The 17,369-nt window shown below is 64.2% G+C and carries 14 protein-coding genes; 8 read left to right on the forward strand and 6 right to left on the reverse strand.

Annotated features, from left to right (window positions below; translation table 11 throughout):
- Nucleotides 1–40 precede the first annotated feature (40 nt).
- From FXV83_RS28530 to FXV83_RS28540, 3 genes are all read left to right on the forward strand, one after another.
- Nucleotides 41–1,537, forward strand: coding sequence for a sigma-54-dependent transcriptional regulator (locus FXV83_RS28530; protein ID WP_148742921.1), 1,497 nt, complete (start codon nt 41–43; stop codon nt 1,535–1,537).
- A 346-nt stretch (nt 1,538–1,883) separates the two neighbouring features.
- Nucleotides 1,884–4,097: a L,D-transpeptidase scaffold domain-containing protein gene (locus tag FXV83_RS28535; RefSeq protein WP_148742923.1), complete on the forward strand. Its 2,214-nt coding sequence runs from the start codon at nt 1,884–1,886 to the stop codon at nt 4,095–4,097.
- A gap of 270 nt (nt 4,098–4,367) precedes the next feature.
- Nucleotides 4,368–5,960 (forward strand): peptidoglycan L,D-endopeptidase MepK, encoded by a 1,593-nt coding sequence (locus tag FXV83_RS28540; RefSeq protein ID WP_235940250.1) that lies wholly within the window; start codon nt 4,368–4,370, stop codon nt 5,958–5,960.
- Nucleotides 5,961–6,011: 51 nt separating this feature from the next.
- Here the strand turns inward: FXV83_RS28540 and FXV83_RS28545 are convergent, their stop codons facing one another.
- From FXV83_RS28545 to FXV83_RS28555, 3 genes are all read right to left on the reverse strand, one after another.
- The gene (locus tag FXV83_RS28545; protein WP_148742926.1) at nt 6,012–7,778 is read right to left on the reverse strand and encodes an adenylate/guanylate cyclase domain-containing protein; all 1,767 of its coding nucleotides are present in this window, start codon (nt 7,776–7,778) and stop codon (nt 6,012–6,014) included.
- An 85-nt stretch (nt 7,779–7,863) separates the two neighbouring features.
- Nucleotides 7,864–8,136: a DUF2312 domain-containing protein gene (locus FXV83_RS28550; RefSeq protein WP_148742927.1), complete on the reverse strand. Its 273-nt coding sequence runs from the start codon at nt 8,134–8,136 to the stop codon at nt 7,864–7,866.
- Nucleotides 8,137–8,356: 220 nt separating this feature from the next.
- On the reverse strand, nt 8,357–8,659 hold the full coding sequence (locus tag FXV83_RS28555) for a DUF1244 domain-containing protein (RefSeq protein WP_148742929.1): 303 nt from the start codon (nt 8,657–8,659) through the stop codon (nt 8,357–8,359).
- A gap of 170 nt (nt 8,660–8,829) precedes the next feature.
- Between FXV83_RS28555 and FXV83_RS28560 the strand changes: the two genes are divergently transcribed.
- Together FXV83_RS28560 and pyk are read left to right on the forward strand one after the other, a co-directional pair.
- On the forward strand, nt 8,830–9,423 hold the full coding sequence (locus FXV83_RS28560; RefSeq protein ID WP_148742930.1) for a DUF1036 domain-containing protein: 594 nt from the start codon (nt 8,830–8,832) through the stop codon (nt 9,421–9,423).
- Nucleotides 9,420–10,856, forward strand: a complete 1,437-nt coding sequence (pyk, locus tag FXV83_RS28565) for a pyruvate kinase (RefSeq protein ID WP_148742932.1) — start codon at nt 9,420–9,422, stop codon at nt 10,854–10,856. Before FXV83_RS28560 ends, pyk begins: the two co-directional genes overlap by 4 nt.
- A 159-nt stretch (nt 10,857–11,015) precedes the next feature.
- On the opposite strand, the gene FXV83_RS28570 is transcribed toward pyk, so the two are convergent.
- From FXV83_RS28570 to FXV83_RS28580, 3 genes are all read right to left on the reverse strand, one after another.
- A complete protein-coding gene (locus FXV83_RS28570; protein ID WP_148742935.1) occupies nt 11,016–11,696 on the reverse strand; it encodes a TetR/AcrR family transcriptional regulator in 681 nt (226 codons plus the stop codon).
- A 215-nt stretch (nt 11,697–11,911) separates the two neighbouring features.
- Nucleotides 11,912–12,292: a hypothetical protein gene (locus tag FXV83_RS44330; protein ID WP_235940252.1), complete on the reverse strand. Its 381-nt coding sequence runs from the start codon at nt 12,290–12,292 to the stop codon at nt 11,912–11,914.
- A gap of 270 nt (nt 12,293–12,562) precedes the next feature.
- Nucleotides 12,563–12,727, reverse strand: a complete 165-nt coding sequence (locus tag FXV83_RS28580; protein ID WP_148742979.1) for a Flp family type IVb pilin — start codon at nt 12,725–12,727, stop codon at nt 12,563–12,565.
- Nucleotides 12,728–13,031: 304 nt separating this feature from the next.
- On the opposite strand from FXV83_RS28580, the gene FXV83_RS28585 reads away from it, so the two are divergent.
- From FXV83_RS28585 to FXV83_RS45205, 3 genes are all read left to right on the forward strand, one after another.
- Nucleotides 13,032–14,522: a hypothetical protein gene (locus FXV83_RS28585; protein WP_148742937.1), complete on the forward strand. Its 1,491-nt coding sequence runs from the start codon at nt 13,032–13,034 to the stop codon at nt 14,520–14,522.
- Between the two features lie 101 nt (nt 14,523–14,623).
- Nucleotides 14,624–16,186, forward strand: coding sequence for a hypothetical protein (locus FXV83_RS28590; RefSeq protein WP_148742938.1), 1,563 nt, complete (start codon nt 14,624–14,626; stop codon nt 16,184–16,186).
- A 180-nt stretch (nt 16,187–16,366) separates the two neighbouring features.
- A complete protein-coding gene (locus tag FXV83_RS45205) occupies nt 16,367–17,362 on the forward strand; it encodes a glycosyltransferase family 2 protein (RefSeq protein WP_148742940.1) in 996 nt (331 codons plus the stop codon).
- The last annotated feature ends 7 nt before the right edge of the window (nt 17,363–17,369 follow it).

Raw genomic sequence — 17,369 nt, forward strand, 5'->3', positions numbered from 1 at the left:
CCCGATTCGAGACAGATAGTAGTAGCGTGCGGGGAACACCATGGCTGCCAGTATTTTGATCGCCGATGACGACGCTGTGGCCCGCCGGCTGGTCGAGAACATGGTGCAGAAATGCGGCTATGAGACGGTCGTCGTGGACTCCGGCGATGCCGCGATTGCCATCCTCACCGCCCCCGACGCGCCCGCCATCGATGCCATGGTGCTCGATCTGGTGATGCCCGGCCTCGACGGCATGGGCGTGCTGGCGAAGATCCGCGAAGCCGGACTGACCATTCCGGTGATCGTGCAGACCGCCCATGGCGGCATCGATAACGTGATCTCGGCGATGCGCGCGGGTGCCGCCGATTTCGTGGTCAAGCCGGTCGGCATGGAGCGGCTCCAGGTGTCGCTCCGCAATGCGCTTAACGCCTCCGCGCTCAAGGGTGAATTGCAGCGCATCCGTCACAGCCGCGAGGGACGGCTGACCTTCTCCGACATTGTCACGCGCGCCGAGGCGATGGCGAGCGTGATGCGTACCGCGCAGAAGGCGGCGGGCTCGTCGATACCGGTGCTGATCGAGGGCGAGTCCGGCGTCGGCAAGGAAATGTTCGCGCGCGCCATCCATGGCAGCGGCGAGCGCAAGGCAAAGCCGTTCGTTGCGGTCAATTGCGGCGCGATTCCCGACAACCTCGTCGAGTCGATCCTGTTCGGCCACGAGAAAGGTGCCTTCACCGGCGCCACCGAACGGCACATGGGCAAGTTCGTCGAAGCCCATGGCGGCACGCTGTTTCTGGACGAGGTCAGCGAGCTGCCCCTGACCGCGCAGGTCAAGCTGCTCCGCGCGCTCCAGGAGGGCGCGGTGGAGGCGGTCGGCGGCCGCAAGCCCGTCAAGGTCGATGTCCGCATCATCTCGGCAACCAACCGCAAGCTTTTGGAGCGGGTGAAGCAGGGCCATTTCCGCGAGGATCTGTTTTATCGTCTGCACGTGCTGCCGATGACGATTCCCTCGCTGCGGGCCCGCCGCGAGGACATTCCGCATCTCCTGCGGCATTTCCTGGCGCGCTTTGCCGCCGAAGAAAACCGCGCCATCGCAGGCATCAGCGGCGAGGCGGTGGCGCATCTTTCGCAGCTCGAATGGCCGGGCAATATCCGCCAGCTCGAAAACGCGGTCTACCGCGCGGTGGTGATGAGCGACGGCGACCAGCTCGGCCTCGACGATTTTCCGCTGCTCGCCTCGCATCAGCACGTGGCAACCGAGATTCCGACCGCGCCGCTGATGCTCGAGCCGATTGCGGCGCCCTCGCTGGTCTCGGGTAATGAAATACCGATTGCACCCCTACCCTCGGCAGGAACCCTGGCCATGCTGACCGCGACCGGCGATGTCCGTCCGCTGGAGGAGATGGAGAACGAGATCATCCGCTTTGCGATCTCGCATTACCGCGGACAGATGTCGGAGGTCGCCCGCCGCCTCAAAATCGGCCGGTCCACGCTCTACCGAAAACTCGATGAAGCCAGCGTGCCCGGACATGGCGGCAAAAGCGGCGAGGAGACGCACTGAGCCGCGTTGCCAACGGCCGACCGCCCGATCGCGCGATGTCGCCTTAAACCCTTCGCATGACGAAAGAATTCGACTGCGATTCGAACCGTGACCTGGAAGTGACAGACAAAGGGAAAAGCGCGTGGCAGAAGCGCACTATCCGTTGCAAAGGGGCTTCCTTGAAGTCAGTTTGTCGTGAGTTGTCCCGGGTAACGCTGGCTGCAAAAACGGGGCCTGTATATCGTCTGCGTAAGAATCGTTGCGTGCAGGCGTGCAACTTGCGAGAGGCCGGCGCGGTTTAGCCGAAGCTGAAAAGACATAACAAAGCCGTTCCACCAGGGGCGGTTCACCCAAGGGGTGTGACACAATGCGTGACTGTTTGAACCACCGTGCAGGCTTTGACCGCGTCTTGATGGCGGTCGCGGCGACCTTCCTCACGGTGTCGGGCGGCTCAGCCCTGGCGCAGGATCAGGCGCGCAGCAGCGCCGCCGAGCTCGCGATCGAAGCCGCGATCCCGCGCCCCGAGCCCGCAAACGTCCCGCCCCCGAGCGCAGCCGATATCAAGCTCGACACCACCGCCACGGTTCAGGACTCCGCGAAGGAGCCGGTGAAGGCGGAAGCCGCGCCGACAGCGGACAAGGTCGAGACCAAGCCCTCCGACGTCGCGACCACGCCCGCAACCGAAGCGCCGAAGAGCGAAACGGCCAAAACCGAACCTTCAAAGACCGAACCCGCAAAGACGGAATCCGCAAAGTCCGAGCCCGCCAAAGCTGACACTGCAACGGCGCCGGCCACTCCGGCGGCCCCTGCCGCCGCCACAGCGACCCCGGCGTCTGAACCGCTGAAGGCCGCGAGCAACGTTCCCGCCGCCGATCAGCCGGTCGCCGAAAAGCTCAAGGACATCATCAGCGCCAAGACCTCGCGCCATTTCGACCGTAAGAACGAACGCGCCGCCGTCGAGAAGTTTTATGGTGCCCGCGACTACGCGCCGGTCTGGACACAGGGCGGCAGCCTCACCGCTGCGGCCAAGGGCGTGATCGCCCGGCTGAAGGATGCGGCCTCCGATGGCCTCAATCCCGCCGACTATCCGGTGCCGGATTTCGCCGCCGCTACGACGCCCGATGCCCTCGCCGATGCCGAGCTGAAGCTCACCGCCAGCATGTTCGACTATGCACGCCAGGCCCAGAGCGGCCGCATGCACTGGTCCCAAGTCAGCGCCGACATCCTTTATCCCGAGCATCCGGTCGACCCGAACGACGTGCTCGCCAAGGTCATGACCGCGAGCGATGCCTCCGCGGCGCTCGACAGCTACAATCCGCCGCACAAGCTCTACAAGGAGCTGAAGGCGAAGCTGGCGCAGCTGCGCGGCCAGACCGACGGTCCGGCGATCGAGATCGCCGAAGGCCCCGCGCTGAAATACACCCCGGCCCGCGGCAAGAAACAGGCTGAAATCGTCGTGGAAGATCCGCGCGTGCCGCAGCTTCGCGCCAAGCTCGGTATCGCCGAGAATGCCAGCGACACCCGCTATGACGCCACGGTCGCAGAAGCCGTGCGAAAATTCCAGGACGGCGTTGAGATCAAGGCGACCGGCATCCTCGACGACAAGACGGTCAAGGCGCTGAACAGCCCCAAGCGCGACAAGCAGATCGACGTTGTGCTCGTGAATATGGAGCGCTGGCGCTGGCTGCCGCGCGACCTCGGCGTGCCTGCGCTGGGCGACGCCTATGTCATCCTCAACATTCCGGACTATACGCTGAAGGTAATGCAGCGGGGCCAGCAGGCCTGGACCACCCGCGTCGTCACCGGCAAGCCGGGCCAGCACGCCACGCCGCTCCTCACCGAGACGATGAAGTACATCACGGTCAACCCGACCTGGAACGTGCCGCCCTCGATCGTCTACAACGAATATCTGCCGGCGCTTCAGCAGGACCCGACCGTGCTTCAGCGCATGGGCCTCAAGCTCGAACAGAATCGCGACGGTTCGGTGCACATCTCGCAGCCACCGGGTGAGGCGAACGCCCTCGGCCGCATCCGCTTCAACTTCCCGAACAAGTTCCTGGTCTATCAGCACGACACGCCGGACAAGAACCTGTTCGCGCGGGACGAGCGCGCCTTCAGCCATGGCTGCATGCGTGTACAGAATCCGGATCAGTACGCGTCCGTTCTGCTCAACATCGCCATGCCGAACGAGAAGTACACGCCGGAGCGCGTGCGCAGCATGTACGGCAAGAGCGAGATCGACCTGAAATTCCCGACGCCGATCCCGGTCAACATCACCTACCAGACCGCGTTCGTGGACGATGGCGGCAAGCTGCAATTCCGCAAGGACGTCTATGGCCGCGACGCGACCATGATCAACATCCTGAAGAACGGCCGCGGCAAGGATCTCGAGAACGTCGTAGCTCACTCCCAGCCGAGCTATTCGCGCCCGGCGACGACGCTGCCGTCCGGCGTGGCGATAGCAAACAATGGCGGCGGCTCGTCCGGCCTTAACTTTTTCGAGCGGCTGTTCGGGGCGCCGACCCCGCCGCCGGCTCCGATTGGCCGCCGTCCGCAGCAGCAGCGGGTGTTCACCCGCTGAGGCCTCTTCTGAAATTCTTCAATCAAAACAGCGACCTCGTCCTCTGGATGCGGTCGCTTAACGTTAACCATTCTCCACCCGAACTCGGGCAGCGGGCGTTTTTTCGCCACACTCAACCGGTTAGGTTTGCATTCTGACTTGGTTTGGGGGCGGGAAGGTCAACCTCAAATTAACCTTCTCGCTTTAACAAAGCGTTCATCCTCTTTCGCGCGCTAACGGGGTTGGCGGGAGAGTCCATTTTGAACGCTGGTCGACTGGGTGGGCTCTAACGTGCTGACTGGTCTCGCACGCCAATTCGCTGTGCTGTCGTTGTCCCATGCGGGCGTGAAGGCTGGATCGCGGATCGGCCTCGCATCCGTATTGCTGTTTGCTGCGGCGGGTTCAGTTCACGACGCCGCCGCGCTGAACGAGACCAAGACACTCTCCTTCCACCACACCCATTCCGGCGAAGATCTCACCGTCACCTTCAAGCGCGACGGGCGCTTCGACGAAGCGGCGCTGAAGCAGCTCAATCATTTCCTGCGCGACTGGCGCACCCAGGACGAGACGGTCATGGACCGTCACCTCTTCGACATCCTCTGGGAAGTCTATCGCGACGTCGACGGCAAACAGCCGATCCAGATCATCTCCTCCTACCGTTCCCCCGCCACCAACGCCATGCTCCGCCGCCGCTCCTCGGGCGTCGCGCGCTTCAGCCAGCACATGCTGGGACATGCGATGGACTTCTACATTCCGGGCGTGCCGCTGGAGCAGATCCGCTTCGCCGGCCTGCGGCTGCAGCGCGGCGGGGTCGGCTTCTATCCGACCTCCGGCTCGCCCTTCGTGCATCTCGACACCGGCAGCATCCGGCACTGGCCGCGCATGACGCATGACCAGCTCGCCCGCGTCTTCCCGGACGGCCGCACGGTCCATGTCCCGACCGACGGCACGCCGCTGAAGGGCTATGAGTTCGCCAAGGCCGACATCGAGCGGCGCGGCAATGGCGAGGACGCCGGCAGCAAGCCGAATTTCTTCGCCGCGCTGTTCAAGGGCAAGTTGGCTCCGGCTGCCAGCAGCAGCGACGAGGATGACGAGGGCGGCCCCGCCGCGGCCGCCAAACCGTCCGCGCCGACCGTGGTCGCAGCCGCAGCCAAGTCCTCCGATCCGGTGCCGACACCGCGCGCCAAGCCGGTCGCCGCTACGCTCCAGCTCGCCTCGGCGGATGCGCAAACCGTCGCGGCGCCCAAGCCGAAGCCCGTGGCTGACAAGCCGGCTGCCGCCAAGCCGGAGACCCCGGCAGACATCATCAATGCCCGCGGCTTCTGGGATTTCCCGGCCACGCCGCAGCAGGCAACGCCGGCGCAGGTCGCCGCGCTGAAGGCGCGCCAGGCGCTCGCCGCCGCCACTGACCCGCAGCCGACCGCAAGCGTATCGTCGTCGGCCTATCAGGCGCTGGCCTACGCACCGGCCTCCGCCTCGCCGGTCGACCGCGCCAACGTGGTCGCCGCCTCCGCGCCGATCCCGCGCTCCGCCCGCCCCGCGTCCCGCAACCTCGCAGCCGCGACCGAGATCAACACGGTGGTGGGCAAGCGCATCGACGGCATGGTCGCAACCGCGACCCGGCTCTCCGCGGCCAAGGGCGAGAGCATCTGGCTCAAGATCGTGATGCTGTCGCCCAGCGCCAGCCGCTCGATGTCGGTCACGCTGATGGGCGAGCTCGACACGGTGGCGATGCGCGCCTATTTCGTCAAGCCGCAGTCCGTGATCGCGATGGGCTTTGTCGACGATCCGATGCAGGGCCTATCCTGCGACAGTTTCTCGGGCACCGCGACTGCGAAGCTCGAGACGACGTCCTTCGTCGTGCGCACAGCGGCACTGCGCTGAGAGGTCGGGGTCCGCAAAGCGGTCCCCTGCCTTCTTTCCCAGTCAAATTGATTATGCCGGCAGGCCGGCCCTGATGAGGCCAGCTTCATGGCGCTGGCGGTCGACTTCGCGCTTGTAGTGCAGGGTTGCAAGATGGGCTGCCACCGAGAATCCTGGTTCGCGCTTCAGAACCTCGGCAGCGTGAGCTCCAGCCGCGACGGCATTGTTCATCTGCGCGAATGTCGCCGCGAGGAACGCGTGATGGGTATAGTCGGCTCGTGTGATCCTTGAAAAGGCCTCGGCGGCATCGGCGTATTTCTCCGCGCAATAATAAGCGCGGCCCAGATGGCTCCAGAAGCGCTCGGGATGATAAGGGTTGAGGCGCATCGCTTTCTTGATCCAGTCGATGCCTTCCTCAGGCAGACCGAGCCAGGTCAGAAGCTCTCCCTGCTGCACGACCACTAGATCGTAATTCGGGTTGAGGGCGAGCGCGCGCTCCTGATGATACGTGGCTCTTTCGTAATCGTGGCGCGTCAGATTGAGCGCGGCGAGGATCCGGTGCACGTCCGCATCATTGTCATCGAGCGCCAACGCGGTCTCGAGTTCCGAAGCCACCTGTTCAAATGTCGCATCGCGATCGGCGCACCAGCCATAGATCCAGCACTGGCCGAGCACGCATGCCTTCCACGCGTGGGCGTGGGCGTAGTTCGGATCCATCGCCAGCGCCCGGTTGAGTAGCATCTGCGCCTGCGCGTTGTCTTCGCGGGTTGAACGGTGATGCAGGAGCTTTGCCGCCAGCACGCATTCGTAGGCGGCCATGTTATCGGTCGGCTTGCGCTTGGTGCGGTCGTGCGTTGCTGCTTCCACGCGACCCGGTAGCGTCGCGGCGATTGCGCGGGTCATCTCGTCCTGGATGGCAAAAATATCCTGGAGCTCGCGGTCGTAGCGTTCGGCCCAGATATGGCGGTCGGTTTCCGCATCGATCAGCTGCACGGTGACGCGGACGCGCCCTCCGGCCTTCCGCACGCTGCCCTCGATGACGTAGTCGACTGCGAACTCACGGCCGATGTCCTGGACCTTTACGGCTTTGCCCTTGTAGACGAAGGTCGAGTTGCGGGAGATGACAAGCAGGTCGTGGAAGCGTGAAAGCTCCGTAATGATGTCTTCAGTAAGACCGTCCGCGAAGAACTCCTGTTCGGGATCGCCACTCATGTTGGCGAACGGCAGCACGGCGATGGACGGCTTCTTCGAGATACCCCGTGGCATATCGGCAGCCTTTGCCCCATCGGGCAGGCTTGCAGGCCCCTCCGCCAGCCGAACGCGGAAGACCCGGATCGGGCGGGCGATGTTTTTGACGTTCTGCTCGCCGAGATCGTCGAATTGAACTCCGTCCAGCCGGTCGCCAACCTGATCGCGCACCGCGCCTGAAACGCAGATTCCTCCAGGCTCGGCGAGCGCCTCCAGTCGCGCTGCGACATTGACGCCGTCGCCGAAGATGTCGCCTTGATCGACGATTACATCGCCCAGATTGATGCCGATGCGGAATTGTATCCATCGCGGCGGCGGGACGTCGGCATTGCGCCGTGCCATGCGGCGCTGAACCTCGGCGGCACATAGCACGGCATCGACGACGCTGTGGAATTCGGCGAGCATGCCGTCACCCGTCGTCTTGATGATCCGCCCGCGATTTTTGGCAATGGCTGGATCGATGAGCTCGACCCGATGGGTCTTGAGGCGCGCAAGGGTACCCGCCTCGTCGACCTCCATGAGCCGGCTAAAGCCGACCATGTCAGTCGCGAGAACCGCGGCGAGCCTGCGCTCTGGTCCGGGCACGTCCATTGCTCGGTCCTCTCGCCGAGCATTCTAGCAGACCACGAGATTTTGCCCAAGCTTGGTGCGCTGCAACGCCAACCGGCGTGGCGTCTCAGATCATCCCCAGCGCCTGCAGGTAGGTTTCGAGGATCGTCTCGGCTTCGGCGCGCTCGTTGGGATCCTGCTTGCGCATGCGCACGATGGTGCGCAGCGCCTTGACGTCGTAGCCGTTGCCCTTGCTCTCGGCATAGACGTCGCGGATGTCGTCGGAAATCGCCTTCTTCTCCTCCTCCAGCCGCTCGATGCGCTCGATGATGGATTTGAGCTGGTCCTTGGCAAATTTCGTCGCGGGCTCGTCGTCGCGGACGGCGGCGGAGGTGGCCATCTTGGTACTCCCAAATGAAACTGGCAAAACGAGGTGACGCCGGCATCGTCACCGCGCGTGCTGGTTAGACCCTTAGGGTTGGCGCCCCCCGCATTCAAGGCAGCATCTCGCTCGTCCACAGCGCGCCCACACTTTCGTGCACCGAGGCAAGAATCCGGTTGTGTTGCGCACGACTCAGAGCTCGCGCGCCGGAAGGAGCGATCTGGACGGTCAGGCGAATTCAGTGACCGGGATGAACCTTCTTCATCGCCTCGAGCTGCTCGGGCGTGGCCGTGCCCTGGTGTTTCGACTTCCAGGTCTCATAGGGCATGCCGTAGACGGCCTCCCGGCTCTCGTCCTTGCTCAAGGCGACGCCTTTGGCATCCGCGGCGTCCTTGAGCCAATTGGACAGGCAGTTGCGGCAGAAGCCCGCCAGATTCATCAAATCGATGTTCTGGACGTCCGTCCGCGTCCGCAGATGCTCGACCAGGCGCCGGAAGGCCGCCGCCTCGAGCTCCGTTCTGGTTTTGTCGTCGATTGCCATCGTTCGCTTCCCCGGCAGTGGCCCGTTGTCTGGCTAAACCCTTACGGGATCAGGTGGGGTCCTGTCACAGATTTTGCCATATCGCGGCGCACAGGGGGTTGAGCCGGCTTGGGCTGGTTCCGGAGGCCCCTACGCCAAATCGTCAATGATCTGATATAGCTTCCGCGACAATGATCGCCGAATCCCCCCGTTCCCCTGTTCGCCTGCTTGCCCGGTTCGCCCCGGTGCTGGTGCTTGCCCTGTTCTGCCTCTGGAACGGCCCCGCGTCCGCGGACTTCCGCCTCTGCAACAACACGTCGAGCCGCGTTGGTATTGCGCTGGGCTACAAAGACGCCGAGGGCTGGACCACTGAGGGCTGGTGGAACATTTCGTCCCGCTCCTGCGAGACGCTGCTGCGGGGAACGCTGGTCGCCCGCTACTACTACATTTACGCGATCGACTATGACCGCGGCGGCGAGTGGTCGGGCCAGGCCTTCATGTGCTCGCGCGACAAGGAATTCACCATTCGCGGCACCGAGGATTGCCTGGCACGCGGCTATGACCGCACCGGCTATTTCGAGGTCGATACCGGCGAGCAGCGGGCCTGGACGGTGCAGCTCACCGACGCCAACGAACAGCCGGCGCAGCAGCGCGTCCCAGGCATGCCCGGCACGGTTGGCCCGGGCGGAGTTCCGGGTTTGCCCAATGGTTCGCCGGGTGGTACGCCCCCGGGCTCGCCCGGCCTCCCACCGGCCGCTCCGCCCCCGCCTGGAAATAAGCCATGAGGCGTCTTCGCCGTATCAAGATTCTCGCGACCCTGGGACCCGCCTCTTCAGATCTCGCGATGATCCGCCGCCTGTTCGAGGCCGGCGCCGACCTCTTCCGCATCAACATGAGCCATACCCCGCATGACAAGATGCGGGAGCTGGTCGCCACGATCCGCAATGTCGAGAGCAGCTACGGGCGGCCGATCGGCATCCTGGTCGATCTCCAGGGACCGAAGCTCCGTCTTGGCTCATTCGTCGAGGGCGCGGTCCAGCTCCAGAACGGCCAGATCTTCACCCTCGATTCCGACAAGACGCCGGGCGACACCACGCGTGTCCATCTCCCGCATCCGGAAATCCTTGCCGCGCTGCGGCCGGGCCATGCGCTGCTGCTCGACGACGGCAAGGTGCGGCTGATCGCGGAGGAGACCACCAAGGAGCGCGCGGTGACCCGCGTCGTGGTCGGCGGCAGGATGTCCGACCGCAAGGGCGTCAGCCTGCCCGACACGGATTTGCCGGTCTCGGCGATGACGCCGAAGGACCGCGCCGACCTTGAGGCGGCGCTGGTCACCGGCGTCGACTGGATCGCGCTCTCCTTCGTACAGCGCGCCGACGACGTCACCGAGGCCAAGAAGATGATCCGCGGCCGCGCCGCCGTGATGGCCAAGATCGAGAAGCCGCAGGCGATCGACCGCCTCGCCGAGATCATCGAGGCCTCCGACGCGCTGATGGTGGCGCGCGGCGACCTCGGCGTCGAGCTGCCGCTGGAACGCGTGCCGAGCCTTCAGAAGCAGATGACGCGGATGGCACGGCGCGCCGGCAAGCCGGTGGTGATCGCAACGCAAATGCTGGAATCGATGATCCAGTCGCCAGTGCCGACCCGCGCCGAGGTCTCCGACGTCGCCACCGCCGTCTATGAAGGCGCCGATGCCATCATGCTGTCGGCGGAATCTGCAGCTGGCAAATTCCCGGTCGAGGCGGTCTCGACCATGAACCGTATCGGCGAGGAGATCGAGCGCGACCCGACCTATCGTTCCGTGCTCACCGCGCAGCGGCCCGCGCCGGAATCCACTGCCGGCGACGCCATCGCGGACGCCGCGCGGCAGATCGCCGAGACGCTCGACCTGCCGGCCCTGATCTGCTGGACCAGCTCGGGCTCGACCGCGACGCGGGTGGCACGCGAGCGGCCGAAGCCGCCGATCGTGGCGATTACGCCGAACATCGCGGCCGGACGCCGGCTCGCGGTGGTGTGGGGCGTGCATTGCGTGGTAGCCGAAGACGCGCGCGATCAGGACGACATGGTGAGCCGTGCCGGCCAGATCGCGTTCCGTGACGGCTTTGTCCGCGCCGGTCAGCGCGTGATCATCGTCGCCGGCGTGCCGCTCGGCATCCCCGGCACCACCAACATGGTCCGCATCGCCTCCGTCGGTCCCGAGGGCGAGGCCAATATCTAATCGATGCGTCATTCCGGACGCGCACGACAAAAAAGCGCGAAAACAACCCCATGCACGGTAGCCGGCCATTCCGGCGAGCGTGCTGCTGTATCCTGAAAACGGACGCTCCGGCAACACCCTGAGCGGATTGAGGCCTCCGCCTCGGTCGCGCAGCGATTTTTACGCCCCGACCAGCGCTTTCGCAGTCGGCAGCAGCGTCTGCTGCACCACCAGGCCGCGGGCGCGGGCATCCATGACGCCGACGGCGCGCAGCGCGAGCAGCGTCACGGTCTGCACGGCGTCGCGCATCTTAGCGGAATCATCGAGATTGTCGGGCGCGAGCGGTCCGACCAGTGCCTCGTGCAGCGCGCCGAGCAGCGCGGTGGCGGCGAGCGCAGTGTCCTGCGCCGGCAAATGACCGGCGCGCACGGCAGCGTCGATCCTCGCTGCGATCTCGCCGGCGATTTCGCGGCGGCTGGCGAGGCGCGAGGCGCTGACATCGACATCGACCGGCTCGGCCAGGATGCCCCAAGCCAGCCTGCGCTGTGACAGGGTGTGGACCGCAACCGTGGTCACGGCAGCCGCCAGTGCCGAGGATGGGCCGGGCGCGGCATCGGCCGCCCGCCGGATCGCCGCGAGCTCGTCGCGCGACACCTCGGCAATCAATTCGGAGATCAGTTCGGCCTTGGAGGGGAAGTAGCGGTAGACGGTGCCCGCCGCGACATTGGCCCGGACCGCGACCGGCGCGATCTGCACCGCCGCCATCCCGCCTTCCGCCGCAGCCTCGCGCGCCGCCGCGAGGATTGCACTGCGCCGGGCCGCCAGGCGCTTAACCACTTGATGCGTCCGCCGATAAACCATGGCGCGCTTCCTGTCCCACACGCTTGCCGCACGCCCGCGGCCGAACGCTTCGTCACTGCAATAGTCGCAAATCGCCCCGCAAGGACTGAACAACTATTCAGGGGGGATGACAAGATGAAATGCTTGAAGCGTCACGTCAAAGAGGCGGGATCGCGAACATCTAAGAGTGTATCGAACGGGTTGGTGAAAAAGCGAGAATGGCCGTTACATCTATTTTAGCGTGTGCCGGCGACTGTACCGTGATATCTCGGTGCAGCATGGTCGATACTGACTCCCAGACGGCTTGGCAGCTCTTCCAGCTGAACTGGCTTCCTATCGCGGCCATGGGCAGCCTGCTGGCGCTCGGCCTTCCCATCACGCAGCTGAGTCTCGAGCCGGTCGCCTACGGCCTGACGCTGGCGACCGCCGCGTTCCTGCTCGCGATCGTCTATTGCCACCGGATGGTTAAGGGCGAGCTTGCGGATCCAAAGCTCGTGTTTTCGCTCGGCACGATCGGACAGGTCATCCTCACCTGCGCCATCGTCGGACCGCTCAGCTACGTCGCGAGCAAGCTGAACTGGCCGCTGCAGGACCAGGCGCTGCTCGCGATCGCGCACTACATCATTGACATTGTCGGCGGCATCGCAGTCGCCGCGGCGTCGATCTGGGCCGCGAAATTCTATCTCGAATGGATCGGCCGCCCCTCGCGGACTGCCAACGCAGCCGCTCTATCGCCGGTCCGGCGGACCACTCTCGCAGAAGAACAAGCGCGTGACTGCCGCCCCCTTTTGCCGACGGCAACGGCCGTCCTTCCCTGCAATCGCCCGCCAAAAAGAAAAGAGCCCCGTCAAGGACGGGGCTCTTTTGGATTCCTGGTTCGTCAGCTCTTACTTGAGACTGGACGAGATCGAGGTGAACTTGGCGTTCATCGTGGTGCCGAGGTTGTTGACGACGGTGATGATCGCCAGCGCGATGCCGGCGGCGATCAGTCCGTATTCAATGGCGGTGGCGCCGGATTCATCATTCATGAAACGCGAAACGAGGTTCTTCATAGACTGCTCCCAAAAAAACTACACGAGGCTACAACTGGTCTGGTCTCTTCGGCTTCCCAGCGCCGTCCGACCATGCGTTGAACGTACGGGCAAAGAATTTCGCCGCAGTTAATTCGACTGCGGAAACCCGGAGCGGTTTGCGTGTATTCTGCGATGGTAAACCGAAATTGAAAACAAACCGTTAAATCGTTGATATCCGCAGCAACACCGACCTCTGGTGATTTACTCGAAGTTATGACCGCGCGTGGTCCAATGCCGCCCGCTCGGCCCACCCCGACAAGAACAAACAGGACGACGAGGCGGCATGTCCCTTTCCTTTGCCAGCAGCATCGCGGTGCAGAGCCGCGCGCGAGCGCTGGTGCCGCTGTGCGTCGGTGCGGCCACCTACCTCTTCTTCGTTTATGTCGGCGACACGCTGCTGATGGATTCCGATTCATTCTGGCAGATCAAGATCGGGCAATGGATCCTCGATCATCGTGCCATGCCCTACACCGACTTCTATTCCTTCACGCGGCCGGGGGCACCATGGATCTCGACGTCATGGCTGTCGCAGGTGCTGTTCGCCTTCTCCTATGCGCAATGGGACTGGGCCGGACCGGTGATCCTCACCGCAACCGCGATCGCGCTGACGGCCGCCATGTTCGTCTATCTGCTCGATGCACAGCTCGAGATTCCGCGGTCGGTGCTGTTTGCAATGCTGGCACTGCTGCTGTCGCTGCATCATATCCTGGCGCGACCGCATATCCTGGCCCTGCCTGTCATGATGGCATGGGTAGGCCTGCTGATGGCGGCTGCCGACCGCAGAAGCGGGCCGTCCTGGACATGGCTGCCGCTGATGGCACTCTGGGCGAACCTGCATGGCGGCTTCGTGCTCGGTCTCGCGCTGATCGGCCCGATCTCGCTTGAGGCGGTCGAGCATGCCGAGAAGGGACAACGGCTTCGGCTGTTCATGCGCTGGGTGCTGTTCGGCGTCGGTGCACTGATCGCGAGTTGCTGCACGCCTTACGGCTGGCGGACGCCGATGGGCGCGACCAACATCCTCAGCCTCGGCGAGCTGCTGTCGCTGATCTTCGAATGGATGCCGGCGAACTTCACGACGTTCACCCCATTCGAAGGCGCGCTGCTCGGCCTGATCGCGCTCGGCTACTATCGCGGCCTCGTGCTCTCGGCGCCCCGGATCTTCCTTATCCTATTCCTGACCTGGAGCGCGCTGACCCATGTCAGGAGCATCGAAGCCTTTGCATTCCTGGTACCGCTGGTGCTGGCGAAGCCGCTTGGCCAGATGTCCGCGCGCCCGGCGCGGGACCCAGCCGGGACCGATGGCTGGCCGGCCCGCTATGTGACCACGCTTGGCGCGCTGATGATCGTGGCGGCGGCCTGGACCTCGACGTCGATCTATATGGGGCAGCACCGCTTCACCTTCACGATGGTGCAGACACCCGTTGCGGCGGTCGACCTGCTCCATCAGCGCAAGGCGCAGCGCATCTTCAACGCCTATCAGTTCGGCGGCTATCTGATCTCGCGCGATATCCCGGTCTTCGCTGACGGCCGTGCCGAGCTCTATGGCGAAAAGTTCGTCATGGACTTCTTCAAGGCGACGGAGGGGAAACAGCCTGAGCTGCTTCCGCGCCTGCTCGATAAGTACAAGATCGACGCGACGCTCCTAGTTGCTTCTGCTCCTGGTCCCCAGATCCTCGATCATCTCAAGGGCTGGAAGCGGATCTACACGGATGACATCGCAGTGATCCATGTACGAGACCCTGCGGACAGCGCGACCGCGACGCCTTCGAAGTGAGAACCTACTTCAGGGCGTGTACTCGTAACCTGAGACGTCCTTCCAAATGTGAAGCAGACTTGACGTGGCACACCGCGCTCAAACCTCAGGGGCCCCATGACATGGTTCCTTCCGACAGGCCGACCTTGACGATCCCGGCTCGTCTCGGCTCGGACCGATCCGTGGCGATCGCCGTTTTTGCAATGCTGGCAGCCCTCTCGTTTCTTCCGGTGCTGCTGACCCCCATACCCGCGATGGTCGATTATCCCAATCACCTCGCCCGCATGTATATTCTGAGCCAGAACGGCACCCCCGATGCCAATCCGCATTACGAGGTGGCCTGGGCATTCTATCCCAACCTTGGAATGGACCTGCTGGTCCCGCAGATGGCACGGCTGATGAGCGTCGAGAACGCGACACGGCTGTTTCTGCTGCTGAGCCAAATGCTGATCGTCGCCGGCGCGCTTCTGCTCGAATGGGCCCGGAAGGGACGGGTCCATCTCGCCGGCTTCGCTGCGCTCGCTTTCCTCTACTGTCTGCCGTTCAGCTGGGGCTTCGTGAATTTCGAGTTCGGCCTGGGCCTCGCTCTCTGGGGCATCGCCGTCTATCTGATGCTCGCAGAAGGCCCATGGCCGCTGCGTTTCGTCGCCAACGTGATCTTCGTCGCTGCGCTGTATGTGGCGCATTTCTTTTCGCTCGGCATCTACGGCGCGACGCTCGGCCTCTACGAGCTTTGGCGCCTCCGCGACAAGCGAATAGCGTATCGCGTCGCGGCCGCGCGGCTTGGCGCGTTGGCCATACCGGCGCTTGCCCTGTTTGGGATCATGCATATGGCCTCGGGCTCGATCGGAAGCGAAGGAACGAGCTGGTTCCTCGGGTTCAAGCCGATCTGGCCGCTCCGCATCATGAACGGCTACAATCTGACGACAGCGGCAGCGACCGGTCTGGCGCTCGCCATCTCGCTGCTTTTCGCCACAAAACGCGGCGTCCTCAAGCTCGAGCCAGCCGGGATTTGGCTCGCGATCGCTTTTGCGCTCCTGTACGCGGTCATTCCTTCGAAGCTGTTCGGAACCTCGTTTGTCGACCTTCGTGTGATTCCCGCCGCGGCCCTGATCCTGCCCGCCTTCTGCTCGCTGTCGCTGCCCGGCCGGGCGTGGAGAATGGCTGCGCTCGCTGGGATCAGCGGCATCATATTGATCAATCTCGCTGTCGTCCTCGCGGTGTGGCTGCCTTACCGTGCCGATTATGCGGCTATCGTCGGGTCGTTCCACAAGCTCGATCGCGGTTCGCGCGTCCTGGTTGGCAGCACGGGCGACAATGGAGACCCGCCCTTCGCCGACCTCACCTCGTATCCAATGTATTATGCGCCGACGCTGGCCGTGCACTATGCCAACGCGTTCGTGCCCAATCTATTCACGGAAGCGGGCAAGCAGCCGGTGCGGGCACGCGAGGCCGTGCGTCGTCTTGCCATTCCCTACGGAGGGCCAGTGCCGTCAGGCCTGCTTGCCGCGATTGCGGCAGGCCAGCCGGCGGCGGACGTTCCCCCATTTGTCCGCACATGGTACCGCGATTACGACTACCTCTATGTGCTTGGACCGCCGGCCGCGAACCCGCTGCCGGATCTGCTGGAGGTGTTGGACGTCTCAGAGCGATTTGTTCTCTACAAGATCCGCCGCCGGTCCTAGACCGAAGCCGCGGCTGCACAGCCGGGTTAATCGGGCATCACCATCCCCCCGCCGCGCCGGCCTCGGCCCCAACCCGCCGCGGCGTCCCCAAAGACCTAGACCCTTAACAGTTGTGGCAAGGCCACCTTAACCACCGACGAATTAGACTTCCGCCCCTGCAACCGAGTTGGACTCTTTCGCATGGCGGCCACTTCCAGATCGATCCGCTACAGCCTCGTTATCCCCGTGTTCAACGAGGAAGCCGTGTTGCCGGTCCTGTTGCGCCGGCTCGACCTGGTATTGTCCCGGCTCGACGGGCCGGCAGAAGCGATCTTCGTCGACGACGGCAGCAGCGATTCCAGTTCGATCGTGCTACGGGCGCTCGCCACGCGCGACCCGCGCTTTCGCTACATCGGCCTGTCGCGAAATTTCGGCCATCAGGTCGCCATCACCGCCGGCATGGACGCTGCGCAAGGTGACGCGATCATCGTCATGGATGCCGATTTGCAGGATCCACCCGAAGTGATCGAGGAATTGATCGCAAAATGGCAGGAAGGCAACGACATCGTCCACGCCCGCCGCCTGTCACGCGACGGCGAAAGCCGCTTCAAACGTGCGACCGCGCATCTGTTCTACCGGCTTCTCGGCAGGGTGTCCTCCGTCGGCATCCCCGCCGATGTCGGCGACTTCCGCCTGATCGATCGCAAGGTGCTCGACGCACTTCGGCAGATGCCGGAGCAGGATCGCTTCGTACGCGGCATGATCGCCTGGCTCGGCTTCCGGCAGACCGAGGTCGCCTTCCACCGCCTCGAGCGCGCAGCGGGCGAAACCAAATACCCGCTGTTCAAGATGGTCAGGCTGGCGATGAACGCTGCGCTTGGCTTTTCCGATCTGCCTTTGCGGCTTGCAATCTGGTGCGGATTGACGGTCTCCGGACTTGCACTGCTGTACGGCGGCTGGGTGATCCTGTTGTGGTTCGGCAAGGACAGTCATCTCGTGACCGGCTGGTCCTCGACGATCGTCGTCGTGTCCCTGCTGTGTGGAATCAACATGCTGATGACGGGCATCGTGGGGCTCTATGTCGGCCGCATCCATGCCGAGGTGAAACGCCGCCCGCTCTACGTGGTGCAAACACGCGCTGGCTTCGATCGCAACGAGACGGCGGCGGCACCCGCGATCCACGCCGTCAACGAGTGACCCAACG

Source organism: Bradyrhizobium hipponense, from assembly GCF_008123965.1.
Classification (GTDB): domain Bacteria; phylum Pseudomonadota; class Alphaproteobacteria; order Rhizobiales; family Xanthobacteraceae; genus Bradyrhizobium; species Bradyrhizobium hipponense.